The organism is Nocardia sp. NPDC058658 (genome assembly GCF_042716665.1).
GTDB lineage: Bacteria > Actinomycetota > Actinomycetes > Mycobacteriales > Mycobacteriaceae > Nocardia.
In genome coordinates, this window is record NZ_JBHXRR010000020.1 from 56,546 (window position 1) to 70,301 (window position 13,756).

13 protein-coding genes are annotated in these 13,756 nt (G+C 67.9%); 6 read left to right on the forward strand and 7 right to left on the reverse strand.

All coding sequences use genetic code 11. The annotated features are described in order from the left end of the window. Positions 1 to 25: 25 nt before the first annotated feature. From ACFWUP_RS23830 to ACFWUP_RS23840, 3 genes are all read right to left on the reverse strand, one after another. Positions 26 to 682, reverse strand: a complete 657-nt coding sequence (locus ACFWUP_RS23830; protein ID WP_379237795.1) for a GntR family transcriptional regulator — start codon at positions 680 to 682, stop codon at positions 26 to 28. Further along, positions 669 to 1,400 (reverse strand): maleate cis-trans isomerase, encoded by a 732-nt coding sequence (locus ACFWUP_RS23835; protein ID WP_379237796.1) that lies wholly within the window; start codon positions 1,398 to 1,400, stop codon positions 669 to 671. The genes ACFWUP_RS23830 and ACFWUP_RS23835 overlap by 14 nt, the downstream gene beginning before the upstream one ends. Before the next feature lie 218 nt (positions 1,401 to 1,618). Next, positions 1,619 to 2,359: an Asp/Glu/hydantoin racemase gene (locus ACFWUP_RS23840; RefSeq protein ID WP_379237797.1), complete on the reverse strand. Its 741-nt coding sequence runs from the start codon at positions 2,357 to 2,359 to the stop codon at positions 1,619 to 1,621. A gap of 101 nt (positions 2,360 to 2,460) precedes the next feature. Between ACFWUP_RS23840 and ACFWUP_RS23845 the strand changes: the two genes are divergently transcribed. Together ACFWUP_RS23845 and ACFWUP_RS23850 are read left to right on the forward strand one after the other, a co-directional pair. Beyond that, positions 2,461 to 3,426, forward strand: coding sequence for a D-2-hydroxyacid dehydrogenase (locus tag ACFWUP_RS23845; RefSeq protein ID WP_379237920.1), 966 nt, complete (start codon positions 2,461 to 2,463; stop codon positions 3,424 to 3,426). A gap of 11 nt (positions 3,427 to 3,437) precedes the next feature. After that, the gene (locus tag ACFWUP_RS23850) at positions 3,438 to 4,832 is read left to right on the forward strand and encodes an amidase (protein WP_379237798.1); all 1,395 of its coding nucleotides are present in this window, start codon (positions 3,438 to 3,440) and stop codon (positions 4,830 to 4,832) included. 83 nt (positions 4,833 to 4,915) lie between these two features. Here ACFWUP_RS23850 and ACFWUP_RS23855 read toward each other — a convergent pair whose 3' ends face one another. Together ACFWUP_RS23855 and ACFWUP_RS23860 are read right to left on the reverse strand one after the other, a co-directional pair. Further along, positions 4,916 to 5,410 (reverse strand): DUF3830 family protein, encoded by a 495-nt coding sequence (locus tag ACFWUP_RS23855; protein WP_379237800.1) that lies wholly within the window; start codon positions 5,408 to 5,410, stop codon positions 4,916 to 4,918. A 157-nt stretch (positions 5,411 to 5,567) separates the two neighbouring features. After that, positions 5,568 to 6,809, reverse strand: a complete 1,242-nt coding sequence (locus tag ACFWUP_RS23860) for an aspartate aminotransferase family protein (RefSeq protein ID WP_379237802.1) — start codon at positions 6,807 to 6,809, stop codon at positions 5,568 to 5,570. Between the two features lie 107 nt (positions 6,810 to 6,916). Here ACFWUP_RS23860 and ACFWUP_RS23865 point away from each other — a divergent pair, with 107 nt between their 5' ends. The 3 genes from ACFWUP_RS23865 (at position 6,917) to ACFWUP_RS23875 (ending at position 10,978) form a co-directional block, all read left to right on the forward strand. Then, positions 6,917 to 8,410 (forward strand): NAD-dependent succinate-semialdehyde dehydrogenase, encoded by a 1,494-nt coding sequence (locus ACFWUP_RS23865; protein WP_379237804.1) that lies wholly within the window; start codon positions 6,917 to 6,919, stop codon positions 8,408 to 8,410. 9 nt (positions 8,411 to 8,419) lie between these two features. Further along, the gene (locus ACFWUP_RS23870; protein ID WP_379237806.1) at positions 8,420 to 9,493 is read left to right on the forward strand and encodes a tartrate dehydrogenase; all 1,074 of its coding nucleotides are present in this window, start codon (positions 8,420 to 8,422) and stop codon (positions 9,491 to 9,493) included. A 276-nt stretch (positions 9,494 to 9,769) separates the two neighbouring features. Continuing rightward, positions 9,770 to 10,978 carry a molybdopterin-binding protein gene (locus ACFWUP_RS23875; protein ID WP_379237808.1) on the forward strand — a complete coding sequence of 403 codons (1,209 nt, stop codon included), beginning with the start codon at positions 9,770 to 9,772 and terminating at the stop codon, positions 10,976 to 10,978. 111 nt (positions 10,979 to 11,089) lie between these two features. Here ACFWUP_RS23875 and ACFWUP_RS23880 read toward each other — a convergent pair whose 3' ends face one another. Together ACFWUP_RS23880 and ACFWUP_RS23885 are read right to left on the reverse strand one after the other, a co-directional pair. Next, positions 11,090 to 12,325, reverse strand: a complete 1,236-nt coding sequence (locus tag ACFWUP_RS23880) for an SPFH domain-containing protein (protein WP_379237810.1) — start codon at positions 12,323 to 12,325, stop codon at positions 11,090 to 11,092. Positions 12,326 to 12,328: 3 nt separating this feature from the next. Continuing rightward, complete coding sequence (locus ACFWUP_RS23885; RefSeq protein ID WP_379237812.1) at positions 12,329 to 12,760, reverse strand: NfeD family protein; 432 nt, start codon at positions 12,758 to 12,760, stop codon at positions 12,329 to 12,331. Positions 12,761 to 12,867: 107 nt separating this feature from the next. On the opposite strand from ACFWUP_RS23885, the gene ACFWUP_RS23890 reads away from it, so the two are divergent. Next, a complete protein-coding gene (locus tag ACFWUP_RS23890) occupies positions 12,868 to 13,692 on the forward strand; it encodes a DUF3097 domain-containing protein (RefSeq protein WP_379237814.1) in 825 nt (274 codons plus the stop codon). The last annotated feature ends 64 nt before the right edge of the window (positions 13,693 to 13,756 follow it).

The following is a 13,756-nucleotide window of genomic DNA, read 5'->3' on the forward strand; positions in this document are numbered from 1 at the left end:
GGCCGGAACCGGTGCGGAGGTACGCCTAGCGGTCGCGTAGTCGGCGGACCGCGTCGTCCATGTGTTCCACGAGGAGGGTGCGGGCGTGTTCGGGGGAGCCGGTGCCGATCGCTTCGTGGAGTTCGACGTGTTCGCGGGCTTGTTCGCGCAGGTCGGGGTAGGTGGTCTGCAACGCCCCGAGGCACATGCGGGTTTCGATGAGGAGGGTGCGGGCGGCGCGGACGAGGCGGGGGCTGTCGGTGGCGGTAACGAGGGCTTCGTGGAAGGCTTGATCGGCGTCGGAGACACCGGGGGCGTCACCGGCTTCGGCGGCGAGCTGCATGGCGGTGACGCTGGGTTGCAGTGCTGCGTAGGCGATTTCGCGGCGGTCGTCGAGGATGAGGTCGAGGGCGCCGCCTTCGAGGGCGGCGCGGGCGCGGTAGATGTCGACGACGTCGTCGGTGGTGAGTTCGATGACGAAGATGCCGCGGTTGCGGATGCTGAAGAGCAGGCCCTCCTGGACGAGGCGTTGCATGGCCTCGCGGACGGGGCCCCGGGAGACGCCGAAACTGGTCGCCAGGTCGGCTTCACCGAGTTGAGCGCCGGGGGCCAGGGCGCCGCGCATGATCGCCTCGCGTAATCGGTCGGCGATCATCTCGGCGGTGGATTGCTGGTTGACCGGCTCGAAATCAATGATCGACATGAGTACCCCCTTCCGCGAACAGTGCACCGAGTTCGGGCACGACCGGGGTGTGCCCGGCCAAGCGCAGACCTTCCCAGATGGTGACCTGGTTCGCCGTGAGCACCGGCTTGCCGAGCGCGGCTTCGAGTTTCGGGAGCACCTCGAGAGTATGCATGGCGGTGTCGGGGATGAGCAGCGCCTGGGCGTCGGCGTGGTCGTTGGTGACGGCCAGGGTCAGGACCTGGTCGGGGGTGAGGGTGCCGACCTCGGCGGCGGTGTCGATGCCCGCGCTCGACATCGACACCACGTCGATGCCCGCGTCGGCGAGGAAATCGACGAACAGCCGCGCGACATCTTGGGGGTAGCTCGCGACGACGGCTACGCGCTGTACGCCGAGCGCGCGGGCTGCTTCGACGAAGGCGAAGCTCGTGCTCGACGCGGGGACGCCTGCCGCTTCGGCCAGGCTGTCGACCTGGCCGCGAGCGCCTTCCGGGCCGTAGACGAAACTGCCCGAGGTGCACGCCCAGACAACGACGTCGGGCTTTTCGGGCGCCAGCAGCGACGCACCGTGGTTCAGCTTCTCCGGGCTGCCCAGGTCGAGCAGTTCGGCGACCGCGTGCAGGTCGGTGCCGTAGATGTGAGCCACCGGCAAGGCTGCGTCGAGCAGGGCCGCGGCGCGGGGGTAGTCGTCCTCGGCGGCATGGTCGGGGTAGATGAATCCGATTGTCGGCGTATGCATCTCGCTCCGTTCATGAGACATCGACGGGCCGCTTTTCTGGGCAGTCCGAACTCGGTCAGAAGACATTGACCAACCACTTTCCTGGACAGAATGTCGCGTCCTCATTCGGTCAGAAGACATTGACCAACCACTTTCCTGGACAGAATGTCGCGTCCCCAATTCGGTCAGAAGACATTGACCAACCACTTTCCTGGACAGAATGTCGCGTCCTCATTCGGTCAGAAGACATTGACCAACCACTTTCCTGGACCCATCATGGGCAGCTTCATTCGCCCCAGGCATGCCCACATGGTCAATTGGTTGGCGGTCAGAACCGGTTTACCGAGCGCCTGTTCGAGTGGCTCGATCACGTCGTAGGTCGGCAGGTTCGTGCAACTGACGAAGATCGCTTCCGAGCGCGGGTCGTCGGCGCCGAGGATCCGTTCGGCGATGGTGCGGTAGTTGACCTTCCAGATGCCACCGCCGAGCCCGAGGTGATCGGATTTGATCGTGGCGCAGCCGGCCTCGTCGAGGAAGTCGTGCAGTTTGCCGGTGAGGATCTCGTCGTAGGGGGTGATCACCGACACGCGGGTGATGTTGAGGTGTTTGATCGCCTCCACCAGGGCGCCGGAGGTGGTGACCGCGTCGGGCGCACCGGCCAGGCAGATCGTTTCCCGCAGGGATCGTTCGTAGGCGAGTCCGTTGATGAAACTGCCCGAAGTACACAGGTAGGCAACGACTTCCGGCTCCACGTGCAGCACGTCGTGCGTGGCGGCGGTCAGGTGCAAGGGGTTGGAGACGAGTTCGGCCATGGCCAGGGAGACCGGCACGGGTTCGTAGGGGGTGCGGGCCAGGTGCAGGCTCACCTCGAGGGGCGCCCACCGCCACAGTTCCCGTTCGAGGGCGAGGTCGAACGGCGCGATCACGCCGATGCCTCGTTGGGCTACCGGCCCATCGATGTCCGGGAAGCTGAACTCCACTGCGGCCCCTCTCGCGCTCAGCCGGGCAGACCTCCGAACACGATCGGATTGTTGACAATCATACGATCTGAACTTACGGTGTCAATGTGGGCGGTGAAATTGTGGAGCACGGGCCGATTGTCACCGTCCTACATCGTGACAGTGTGCCCGAATCCGACCTCATGGCCCCCGTGGCCCAGCGCGCCGAAGTGCGCTATACCGAGGCCGACGGGCTCGCTACTGCGCTCCGCGGCGCCGATGTGCTGTTCGTCTACGACTTCCAATCCCGCGCGGTACCGGGCGCGTGGCCCAGCGCGGACCGCTTGCGGTGGCTGCACATGGGCGGCGTCGGCGTCGACGCGGTGATGTTCCCGGAACTGCGCGCCTCCGATGTGGTCGTCACCAACACCCGCAATGTTTTCGATTCCGCGATCGCCGAATATGTTCTCGGACATATCATCTCGTTCGCCAAGGACCTGCCGGGTTCGATCCGGTTGCAGCAGCGGCACGAGTGGAAACATCGTGAATCCGAACGGGTGGCGGGCGCGACGGCGCTGATCGTGGGCACCGGCTCCATCGGCCGGACGATCGCCCGCTTGTTGCGCGCCGCGGGGATGACCGTGCGCGGAGTCGGACGCCGGGCGCGCACCAGCGACCCGGATTTCGACACCGTCAGCGATGACCTACACGCCGAACTGCCCGGCGCCGACTACGTGATCGCGATCGCGCCGCTCACCGCGCAGACCCGGCACATGTTCGACGCGACCGCTTTCGCCGCGATGAAACCCCACGCCAGGTTTGTCAATGTCGGGCGCGGGGAACTAGTGGTTACCGACGATCTCGTCGCCGCGCTGGCAGGAGGTTCGATCGCCGGGGCCGCACTGGACGTGGTCGACCCGGAACCGCTGCCAGCCGGTCACCCGCTCTGGGATCTGCCGAATGTGGTGCTCACGCCCCACAATTCGGGCGATTTCCACGGCTGGCGCACCGAGATCGTCCGCGCATTCACCGACAACTTCGACAGGTGGGCAGCCGGTCTCCCCCTGGACAACGTTGTCGACAAGACGCTCGGGTACGTGCCCGGCTGAAGGAGCCCGCCATGACGCAGCCCGACCTCCCCACCGTCCCCACCGCGATGACGGCGGTGCAGCTGGTTTCGGCCTACGCGGCCGGCCTGCTCTCCCCCGTCGAGGCCACCCAGGCCTGCCTGGACGCGATCGCCACCCGTGACGGCGCGATCAACGCCTTCTGTCTGGTCGACCCGGATCGTGCACTGGTGCAGGCCAAGGATTCCGAGGCGCGCTGGCAGTCGGGTAATCCGCGCGGACTACTCGACGGTGTGCCGATTTCCATCAAGGACATCTTCCTGACGGAAGGGTGGCCGACGTTGCGTGGTTCCACCTGTGTCGACGCGGGCGGACCGTGGTTGGTGGACAGTCCGGTGGCGGCGCGGCTGCGCGAGGACGGGATGGTGTTCGTCGGCAAGACGACCACGCCGGAGATCGCATGGAAGGGCGTGACCGACAGCCCGCTGACCGGCATCACCCGTAATCCTGTCGACCCCGCCACGACGGCGGGCGGTTCCTCGGGGGGTAGTGCGGCGGCGGTGGCGGGGGCGATGACGCCGGTGTCGGTGGGCACCGACGGTGGTGGCAGCATCCGGATTCCGGCGTCGTTCTGCGGGATCGTCGGGTTCAAACCGACGCACGGGCGCATTCCGCTCTACCCGGCCAGCCCGTTCGGACCCCTCGCCCACGCCGGGCCGATGACGCGGACCGTCGAGGACGCGGCGCTGCTGATGGACATTCTGTCGCTGCCCGATCCGCGGGATCCGACCGCGCTGGCGCCCACTTTCACGACCTTCCGCAGTCAGATGCAGCGGGACGTGCGCGGGTTGTCGGTCGGCTATTCGGCCACGCTCGGGTACGCGCGGGTCGACCCCGAGGTCGCCGCGATCGTCGAGAGCGCGGTCGCGCGGTTGGCCGAGGCCGAGCTGACCATCGACGCGGTGGATCCCGGATTCGCTGATCCGCGTGCGGCTTTCGAGACGCTGTGGGCCGCCGGCGCGGCGACCATGCTCTCGAAGTTCCCCGCCGGGTCCCGCGACAAGGTCGATCCCGGGTTGGCGCAGGTGTGGGCGCGCGGGGAAACCGTCAGTGCCATCGACTATCTCGACGCCCGCCACGTCGCCGCCGAGGTCGGCATCACGATGGGCAACTTCCACACGGCCTACGACGTCCTGATCACCCCGACCATGCCGATCACCGCCTTCGAGGCCGGACACGATGTGCCGCCCGGCAGCGGACTCAACGGTTGGCCCGACTGGACCCCGTTCACCTACCCGTTCAACATGACTCAGCAGCCCGCCATCAGCATTCCGGTCGGCACGACGCGCGCCGGGATGCCGGTGGGGATGCAGATCGTCGGACCGCGGCACTCCGACGATCTTGTTCTCGCGGTCGCCCGGCACGCGGAGTCCGTGCTCAGCGCCTGAATTCACCGGCATTTTCACGCACTTCGCCGCCGTTCAGTCAGAAAACTGACCGGCGGCGGTCGAAGTGCGTGAAAATGCCGGGCTCAGGCGCGGGCGAACGACAGGGTCTCGCCTTCCACGCCGCGCAACCACAGGCCGTTGCACGCAGCCGCCAAGTCCGCGAGGCCGTCCTCGATGGTGGCGAAGACACTGCCGGGGACCCAGCCGAGGTCGCCGTTGATCAGCAGGTTGTTACGGCCGTAGAACAGGGCCAGGTCGGTGGCGCCCTGGGCGTGATGGGCGGCCGAGCCGGGTTCGTAGCCGTAGGCGGGGTTGCCGATCTCCCACGGTTCGAAGTCGAAGAGACAGACGTCGCCGGGAATCGGTGTGACGGTGGGGTTTTCGCGATGGGGTGCCGCGATGATGCGCGGCACCAGGGTGTAGACCTCGTTGCGGGCGTACTTGGCGTGAAAGGCGTCGCCCTCTTGCGGGAGCGCATCCCAGACGGCGGCACACGTCAGCGGTGCTTCGTCATCGAGGAGGCGGGCGCGGCAGGTGACGCCTGCTTTGGTGAGAGTGATGCTCATGTAACGGGCCATGTTCCTGCTTCCTGCGCGGTGCGAACTGGTGGCGGTGCGAACAGCGTGGGTGGGATCGGCGGCTGCATGAGCGGGGGATCGCCCACACAGCCCGCCGTGCCCGGGTCCGGCGCCGTGCGCGCCCCGCCGGAACCTCGGGCGGGGCTAGCACGGAGCACTACAGCTCGGTGAGGACTTCCGACCAGATCGCCAGGGCGTCGTCGACCTGGGTGTCGGTGACGATCAGCGGCGGGATCATGCGCACCACGTTCATGTGCGCGCCGCAGGTGAGCAGCAACAGTCCCTTGTCGACGGCGGACTTCTGGGCCGCCGTTGCGGTCGCGGTGTCGGGTTCGCCTGTCGCCGTGGTGAATTCGGCGCCGACGAGCAGACCGAGGCCGCGAACGTCCCCGATCGCCTTCGTAGCGAGCTCTTCGACACCGGCGAGCAACTGCGCCCCACGGACCGCGGCATTGTCGACGAGCCCCTCGGCCTCGATCACCTCGAGGGTCGCGATAGCCGCGGCACACGCGACCGCATTACCGCCGTACGTGCCACCTTGGGACCCTGGCCAGGCCTTCGCCATCAGCTCCCGCGATGCCGCGATGCCGGACAGCGGGAACCCACTGGCCAGGCCCTTGGCGATGGTGATCACGTCGGGGCGCACGTCGAAGTGCTGGTGGCCGAAGAACTTTCCGGTTCGGCCGAACCCGGTTTGGATCTCGTCGAAGACCAGCAGGATGCCGTGTCGGTCGGCGCGCTCGCGCAGGCCCTGGAAGAACCGGGTGTTGCCGGGGATGTAGCCGCCTTCGCCGAGGACCGGTTCGACTATGAACGCGGCGGTTTCCGCGGGCGAGGTGAGGGTGGCAAGCAGATAGTCGAGCTCGCGCAGTGCGAAGTCGGTGGCTTCCTCCTCGCTCCAGCCGTAGCGGAAGGCGGTCGGGAACGGGGCCACGTGCACACCCGACATCAGCGGGCTGAACCCGGCCGAAAACCGGGTTCCCGAGGTGGTCATGGTCGCCGCGGCGACGGTACGGCCGTGGAAACCGCCGTGGAAGACGACCACGTTCGGGCGACCGGTGGCTTGCCGGACCAGGCGAAGCGCCGCCTCGACCGCCTCGCTGCCGGAATTGGCGAAGAACAGCGCATCCAGTCCTTCGGGCAGGACCGTGCCGAGGCGCTCGGTGAGTTCCAACAGCGGCCGGTGCAGCACCGTCGTGTACTGCCCGTGGATCAGCTTGCCGACCTGGGCTTGCGCGGCCGCGACCACGGTGGGATGGCAGTGTCCGGTGCTGGTGACGCCGATCCCGGCGGTGAAATCCAGGTAGCGGCGACCGTCGGTGTCGTAGAGGTAGCAGCCTGCGCCGTGGTCGACGTGAACGGGCGTGGCCTGCTTCAGGACGGGAGACAGCTCGGTCATCAACGACTCCCCAGATTGTCTATTGTCGGATTGTTGACAATATGCATAACATGACGGGAGGGTTCACAGCAATGGTTGATCCACCGCGTCGGGAGGCAGGGCACCGCATGAACGAGTCCGGGAGCAGCGCACAGTTGCTCGACAACCTGAGCGCCGACGAGTCCGCCGCGATCGACAGCGTCCCGAAGGGGCTGTTCATCGGCGGCCGATGGCGTGACTCCCCCGCCACGCTGCCCGTCCTCGATCCCGCGACCGGCGCGGAACTGTGCGCGGTGGCGGATGCGACGGCGGCAGACGGACTCGATGCCCTCACTGCCGCCGCCGAGGCCCAGGCGGACTGGGCGAACACCCCGGCCCGCACCCGCAGCGACATCCTGATGCGCGCGCACCACGCACTCCTCGCCGACACCGAACGCCTCGCCCTGATCATGACCCTCGAAATGGGCAAGCCGCTGACGGAAGCGCGCGGCGAAATCGCTTATGCCGCAGAGTTCTTCCGCTGGTTCGCCGAGGAAGCCGTCCGGCTCGACGGCGGGTACATGCCCGCGCCGACCGGCGGTTCCCGGTTCCTCGTGACGAAGCAGCCGGTGGGACCGAGCCTGCTCATCACGCCGTGGAACTTCCCGATGGCGATGGGCGCCCGCAAGATCGCGCCCGCGCTGGCCGCCGGATGTACGTGCGTCGTGAAACCCGCTGAACAGACACCACTTTCGATGCTGGCCCTCGCCGCGATTCTGGCCGATGCCGGGGTGCCCGCGGGCGCCGTCAATGTGGTCACCACCGCCGACCCCGGCGCGCTGATGGCACCGCTCATCGCCGATCCGCGTTCGCGCAAGCTCTCCTTCACCGGTTCCACCGCCATCGGGAAACTGCTCTTGGAACAGTGCGCCCGCACCGTCATGCGCACCTCCATGGAGCTCGGCGGCAACGCGCCGCTGCTCGTATTCGACGATGCCGACCTCGACGAAGCAGTCGAGGGCGCACTGGCGGCCAAGATGCGCAATATCGGCCAGGCGTGCACGGCCGCGAACCGAATCCTGGTGCAGCGCGGCATCGCTGGGGAGTTCGCTGAACGACTGGCCGCGCGGATGGCGGCGCTGCCGATGGGGCGTGGCACCGAGGCGGGTGTTGTCGTCGGGCCGCTCATCGACGCCGACGCGGTCGCCAAGGTCGAGCATCTCGTGGCCGACGCACGCGCACGCGGCGCCGAGGTGCTGCTCGGTGGGACAGCGATCGACGGACCCGGCACGTTCTACCCGGCCACCGTGCTCACCGGCGTCCCCGACGACGCCGAGCTGTGCCACACCGAGATCTTCGGCCCGGTCGCCGCGATCGGCACCTTCGACACCGAGCAGGAGGCGATCACCCGCGCCAACGACACCCCGTACGGACTGGTCGCCTATGTGTTCACCGAAAACCTGCGGCGTGGACTGCGCGTCTGCGAAGCCCTGGACACGGGGATGGTGGGCCTGAATCAGGGCGTCGTGTCCAATCCAGCCGCGCCGTTCGGCGGGGTGAAGGAATCGGGACTCGGGCGCGAGGGCGGGTTCACCGGGATCGACGAATTCCTCGAGACCAAATACATCGGCGTCAAGGTATAGGGAGACAGCGTGCGCACATACCGGATCGCGACCATTCCGGGCGACGGAATCGGCGTCGACGTGACCGTCGAGGCGGTGAAGGTGCTCGACCGGGTCCTGCCGGGAATCAGCTGGACCGAGTTCGACTGGTCGTGTGAGAACTATCTGCGGACCGGCGCGATGATGCCCGCCGACGAACCAGCGCGGCTCGCGGAGTTCGACGCGATCCTGTTGGGCGCTGTCGGATTCCCCGGTGTGCCCGACCATATTTCGCTGTGGGGCTTGCTGATTCCGCTGCGCCGGGCCTTCAGTCAATACGTGAATCTCCGACCGGTGCGACTGCTGCCCGGCACGGAATCGGCGCTGCGCGACCGCACGGCCGAGGACCTCGACATTCTCATCGTGCGCGAGAACTCCGAGGGTGAGTACTCCGAGATCGGCGGCATGCACAATCCCGGTAGGCCGGACGAATTCGTGCTGCAGGAATCGGTGTTCACCCGAACGGGCTGCGAACGGATCATCCGCTACGCCTTCGACCGCGCCACCGAACGGTCGGGCAAGCTCTGCTCGGCCACGAAGTCCAACGGGCTGATTCACTCGATGCCGTACTGGGACAGCATCTTCGAGCGGATCGCCTCCGAGTATCCAGGGGTGGAGATCCGTCAGATGCACGTCGACGCGCTGGCCGCCGAAATCGTGCTGCACCCCGACCGCCTCGACGTGATCGTCGGCTCGAACCTGTTCGGCGACATCCTCTCCGACCTCGCCGCCGCCGTCACGGGCGGCCTCGGCCTCGCCCCCTCTGGCAATATCAACCCCGCAGCCGACGCACCGTCGATGTTCGAGGCCGTGCACGGCAGCGCCCCCGACATCGCCGGTCTGGGCATCGCGAACCCGGTCGCGCAGATTCTGGCGGGTGCCATGCTGCTGGCCCACCTCGGCGAACATGCCGCGGCCGCCGCCGTCGACCGGGCGGTCTGCGATGTCCTCGCCGCTGGCACGGTCCGCACACCGGATCTGGGCGGCACAGCCACCACTGCCGAACTCGGCAGCGCCATCGCGGACCGCGCCGCCGAACTCGCGCATTCGCTCGCCGAAGCCTGAGCCGAACACCAGCGGCGAACCAGCGCGAATCCGGCTCGCCGAATCGCGGTCCGCACTTCGCGCCGCAGCAGGCCTCGAATCCGACGGTCTCCGCCGTCTGACGGTTGACAGCGGGGAACTCCTGCCGGCGCGTGACGCCCGAGTTCGCACCGCCGGACCCGCTCTTCCGTGAGCACAACGTCATCGCGAGGCAACTGCTGGGAAAATCGCAGGCAATCGGTGGTGCGCACCATGAGTCGCAGTGTCGGTGACGATTCCTGCAGAAGGCGAGACGTGGTGACGAGCGCACGGGTGGGCGTAGTGCCGGCGGTGCAGTGTGGGCTGAGTGTGGTGCGTGCGCGAATAGCGGCGGAGCTCGAGCCGATCGCGGTGCGTGAGCGACCTGTCGCCGAGGCCGTGGGGGCCACCCTCGCGGTCGCCCTTGCCGCGGGCACTCCCCTGCCGCGCGTGGACAGTGCCGCCATGGACGGATATGCGGTCGCGGGCCCCGGGCCGTGGTGGCGTCTGCACCAGCAGGTCAGTTACGCCGGACGCGGCTGCTCGGTAGTGCTCGCGCCCGGTGAGGCGGTGCGAATCGCGACCGGCGCCGCGACTCCGTTGGGCACCACTGCGACCCTGCGCGACGAACACATCGTGACCACGACCGTCTCGGGCAAACCGGTGGTGATGCGCGCGCCCGGTGCACCGGTCCGCGATGACACCCGCCGCCAAGGCGAACACTGGAGCAGCGGAACAGAATTGGCCCGAGCGGGCGTGCGCGTCTCAGCAGCCTTGGCTTCGGCGGCACTGAGCGCGGAGTCCGAAACAGTCACTGTGCGTGGACCTTTGCGCGCTGATGTGGTGATGACCGGCGACGAGATCCGCGCCGTCGGCCCACTCAACCCCGGCGAAACCCGCGACTCCCTCGGCCCCGTCATGCCGGAGTTCTTGCGCTCGTGCGACATCGAGAGCACCGGCCTGTGGCATCTCGCCGACAGTAAAGACCTCGTGCGCTCCTGGCTCACCCTGAAATCCCATGCCGACCTGGTCGTCATGGTCGGTGCCACCGGCCGCGGCGCCGCCGACCACCTCCGCACCCTGCTCGCCGACCTCGGCGCCCGCATCATCATCGAACGCATAGCGATCCGCCCTGGCGGCTCCACCGTCGTCGCCCAACTCCCCGACGGCCGCGTCCTCCTTGGCCTGCCCGGCAACCCGTTCGCCGCCGTCGCAGCCCTGTTGGCCGTCGGCCCCGCCATCGTCGACGCCCTCACCCAGCGCACCCCCGGCCCCACGATGTGGGGTCGCCTCTCCGACGCGGGCGTCATGGAAGGCGAAGCCACCCGCATCGTCGGCGTCCAACAACACCCCGGCGGCGTCTGGCGCAGCACCGGCCCCGCCCACACCCCCCATCTGGCCGGCCTGATCGGCTGCCAAGCTTTGGCAATCCTCCCCCCTGGCACCGGCCGAGGCACCCTCGTAGAACTCCTCCCCCTCCCCCACTGACTCACCCCCTTCTGTTCCGGCTCCATCCACCTCGATGTGCTGACGTCGAAACGGTTGGCGGACAAGAGAAAACGGCCCCGATGCGCATCGAGGCCATTCACTTGGGTGGGGTCAGCCGTGTTGGGGTGGCTGCCAGGGGCGGCCGTAGGGGTCGTTCGGGCGCTGCTCCGCGTCCAGGTTTGTCGGTGGGGTGGGGAGCTCCGGGTTGTTGCCCTTGGCCACTGAGGTTTTCGGGCGTGGGACGGGGGTGTCGAAACCTTCGACCGGGGTGCGGGCGGTGGCTTCGGCGGCGCGGACGGCTTCGGCGATCTTGGGGTCCGACGCCGTTTCGAACCAGTCTTCGACGTCGGAATCGTCGGCGATCTGCACCGGCGCTTCGTCGTTGGACGGCTCGTAGCGGAACACGCCGTCCTCGCCCTTGGACGCGAAGTTCTGGGCGAAGCCTTCGAGGGCCTTGCCGAAGTCGGACGGCACCAACCACACCTTGTTCGCGTCGCCCTTGGCGACCATCGGCAGCGTCTGCATGTATTGGTAGGCAAGCAGTTCCGGGGTCGGCTTGCCGTTCTTGATGGCGGCGAAGACCTTCTCGATCGCCTTCGCCTGACCCTGTGCCTGCAGGTAGGAGGCGGCGCGTTCACCCTGGGCGCGCAGGATGCGGCTCTGGCGTTCACCCTCGGCCGACAGGATCGAGGACTGCTTGCCGCCCTCGGCGGTCAGGATCGCCGCCTGCTTGGCGCCCTCGGCGGTCTTGATCTGGGCTTCGCGGTTGCCTTCGGCGGTGAGGATCGTCGCGCGCTTCTCGCGATCGGCCTTCATCTGCTTCTCCATCGATTCCTGGATCGACGGCGGCGGATCGATGGACTTGAGCTCCACCCGGGCCACGCGAAGGCCCCAGCGGCCGGTGGCCTCGTCGAGGACCCCGCGCAGCTGGTTGTTGATCTGATCGCGCGAGGTCAGCGTCTCTTCCAGGGTCATGCCACCGACGACATTGCGCAGGGTGGTGACGGTGAGCTGCTCGACCGCGGCGATGTAGTTGCTGATCTCGTAGACGGCGGCCTGCGGGCTGGTGACCTGGAAATACACCACCGAGTCGATCTGCAGGGTGAGGTTGTCCTGGGTGATCACCGGCTGCGGCGGGAACGACACGACCCGTTCACGCAGGTCCACCTTCGCGCGGACGCGGTCGGCAAACGGGACGAGGAACGTCAGCTGACCGGACACGGTGCGCGAATACCGCCCGAGCCGTTCGATCACCGCCGCCTCGGCCTGTGGGACGAGCGCGATCGATTTGAAGACCACCACCACGACCAACAGGACGAGGACGGCGGCCACGATCAAGGCAACCATGTTCTAGGGACCCTTCCAGACGACGGCAGTAGCACCGTCGATCTTCATCACATAGACAGTCACACCGGCTTCGTACACTTCACTCGGGTCGAGCGGCCGCGCCGTCCAGACTTCACCCCCGAGCTTCACCTGACCCGAATACTCCGCGACCTGCTCGAGCACCAGCGCCGACTTGCCCGGCAGCGCATCGGCATTCGTCGGCGTCGGCGGCGGCGAACCGAACTTGCGGCGCAACACCGGGCGCACCCCGAGGAACAGCACACCGGCCATCGCGGCGAACACCAACGCATCGCCCCAGATCGGCAGATCGGTCGCGGCGCTCACGCCCGCCGTGCCGAGTGCCGCCACGCCCAGCGTGAGCAGCATGAGATCCCCGGTGAGCATTTCCGCCGCCGCGAGAACGATGCCCGCGATCAGCCAGACTATTGCGGCCACACCGCCAGCCTAGCCTCGATGACCGGTTTGCGGGCGGGCTCGCGTGATCAGTTCGTCCGGTGCGCCGGTGCGGCGCAGCGGGTTCCGGGCGCGGTAGTTTCGGGGGCGTGAGTGCACGAGACAGCTACGGCGACATCTATTCCGGACACGATCGGACCAAGAAGAAGCCGGTGCCGACAGTGAGCGCCGAACGCGACCTGGTGGTCGAGGACGCGGCGAGCGGATTCTGCGGTGCCGTGGTCGGTTTCGATCGCAGCTACGATGGCGAGTTCGTGAAGCTCGAGGACGCGCGCGGTGCGGTGCGGCTGTTCGCGATGCGCGAGGCCGCGTTCCTGATCGACGGGAAACCGGTCACGCTGACCAAGCCCGCGCCGACCACCGCCAAGCAGCCCGCACGGTCGGCGTCGGGCTCCACCCGCGTCGAGGGCCTGCGCGCACGTGTGGCGCGGACGAGCCGGATCTGGGTGGAAGGCGTGCACGACGCGGCCTTGGTCGAGCGGGTGTGGGGGCACGATCTGCGGGTGGAGGGCGTGGTCGTCGAACATCTGGAGGGCCTGGACAATCTCGGCGCCCGGCTCACCGAATTCGAACCGGGCCCCGGCGCGCGGGTGGGGGTGCTGGTCGACCACCTGGTGACCGGCTCGAAGGAGTCGCACCTGACCACCGGACTCGGCCCGCACGTGCTGGTCACGGGGCACCCCTACATCGACGTCTGGCAGGCCGTTCGCCCCGCCGCGGTCGGGATCGACGCCTGGCCGACGGTGCCCCGCGGCGAGGATTGGAAGACCGGAATCTGCGCGCGACTGGGCTGGGGAACACCGCAGCAGGGCTGGCGCCGCGTCTACGATGCGGTCGACTCGTTCCGGGATCTGGAACCACCGCTCATCGGCGCCGTCGAACGGCTCATCGACTTCGTCACCGAACCGGACTGAACGCACACCCAGGTCAGGCGGGCCGCTCAGTGCGCGCACGCGATACCCGGCAAACCTTTATGCT

Bases quoted from the DNA above. Each gene is read 5' to 3' on its own strand.
- ACFWUP_RS23830 (WP_379237795.1), bottom strand. From the start codon at position 682: ATGTCGATCATTGATTTCGAGCCGGTCAACCAGCAATCCACCGCCGAG.
- ACFWUP_RS23835 (WP_379237796.1), bottom strand. From the start codon at position 1,400: ATGCATACGCCGACAATCGGATTCATCTACCCCGACCATGCCGCCGAG.
- ACFWUP_RS23850 (WP_379237798.1), top strand. From the start codon at position 3,438: ATGACGCAGCCCGACCTCCCCACCGTCCCCACCGCGATGACGGCGGTG.
- ACFWUP_RS23855 (WP_379237800.1), bottom strand. From the start codon at position 5,410: ATGGCCCGTTACATGAGCATCACTCTCACCAAAGCAGGCGTCACCTGC.
- ACFWUP_RS23860 (WP_379237802.1), bottom strand. From the start codon at position 6,809: ATGACCGAGCTGTCTCCCGTCCTGAAGCAGGCCACGCCCGTTCACGTC.
- ACFWUP_RS23865 (WP_379237804.1), top strand. From the start codon at position 6,917: ATGAACGAGTCCGGGAGCAGCGCACAGTTGCTCGACAACCTGAGCGCC.
- ACFWUP_RS23880 (WP_379237810.1), bottom strand. From the start codon at position 12,325: ATGGTTGCCTTGATCGTGGCCGCCGTCCTCGTCCTGTTGGTCGTGGTG.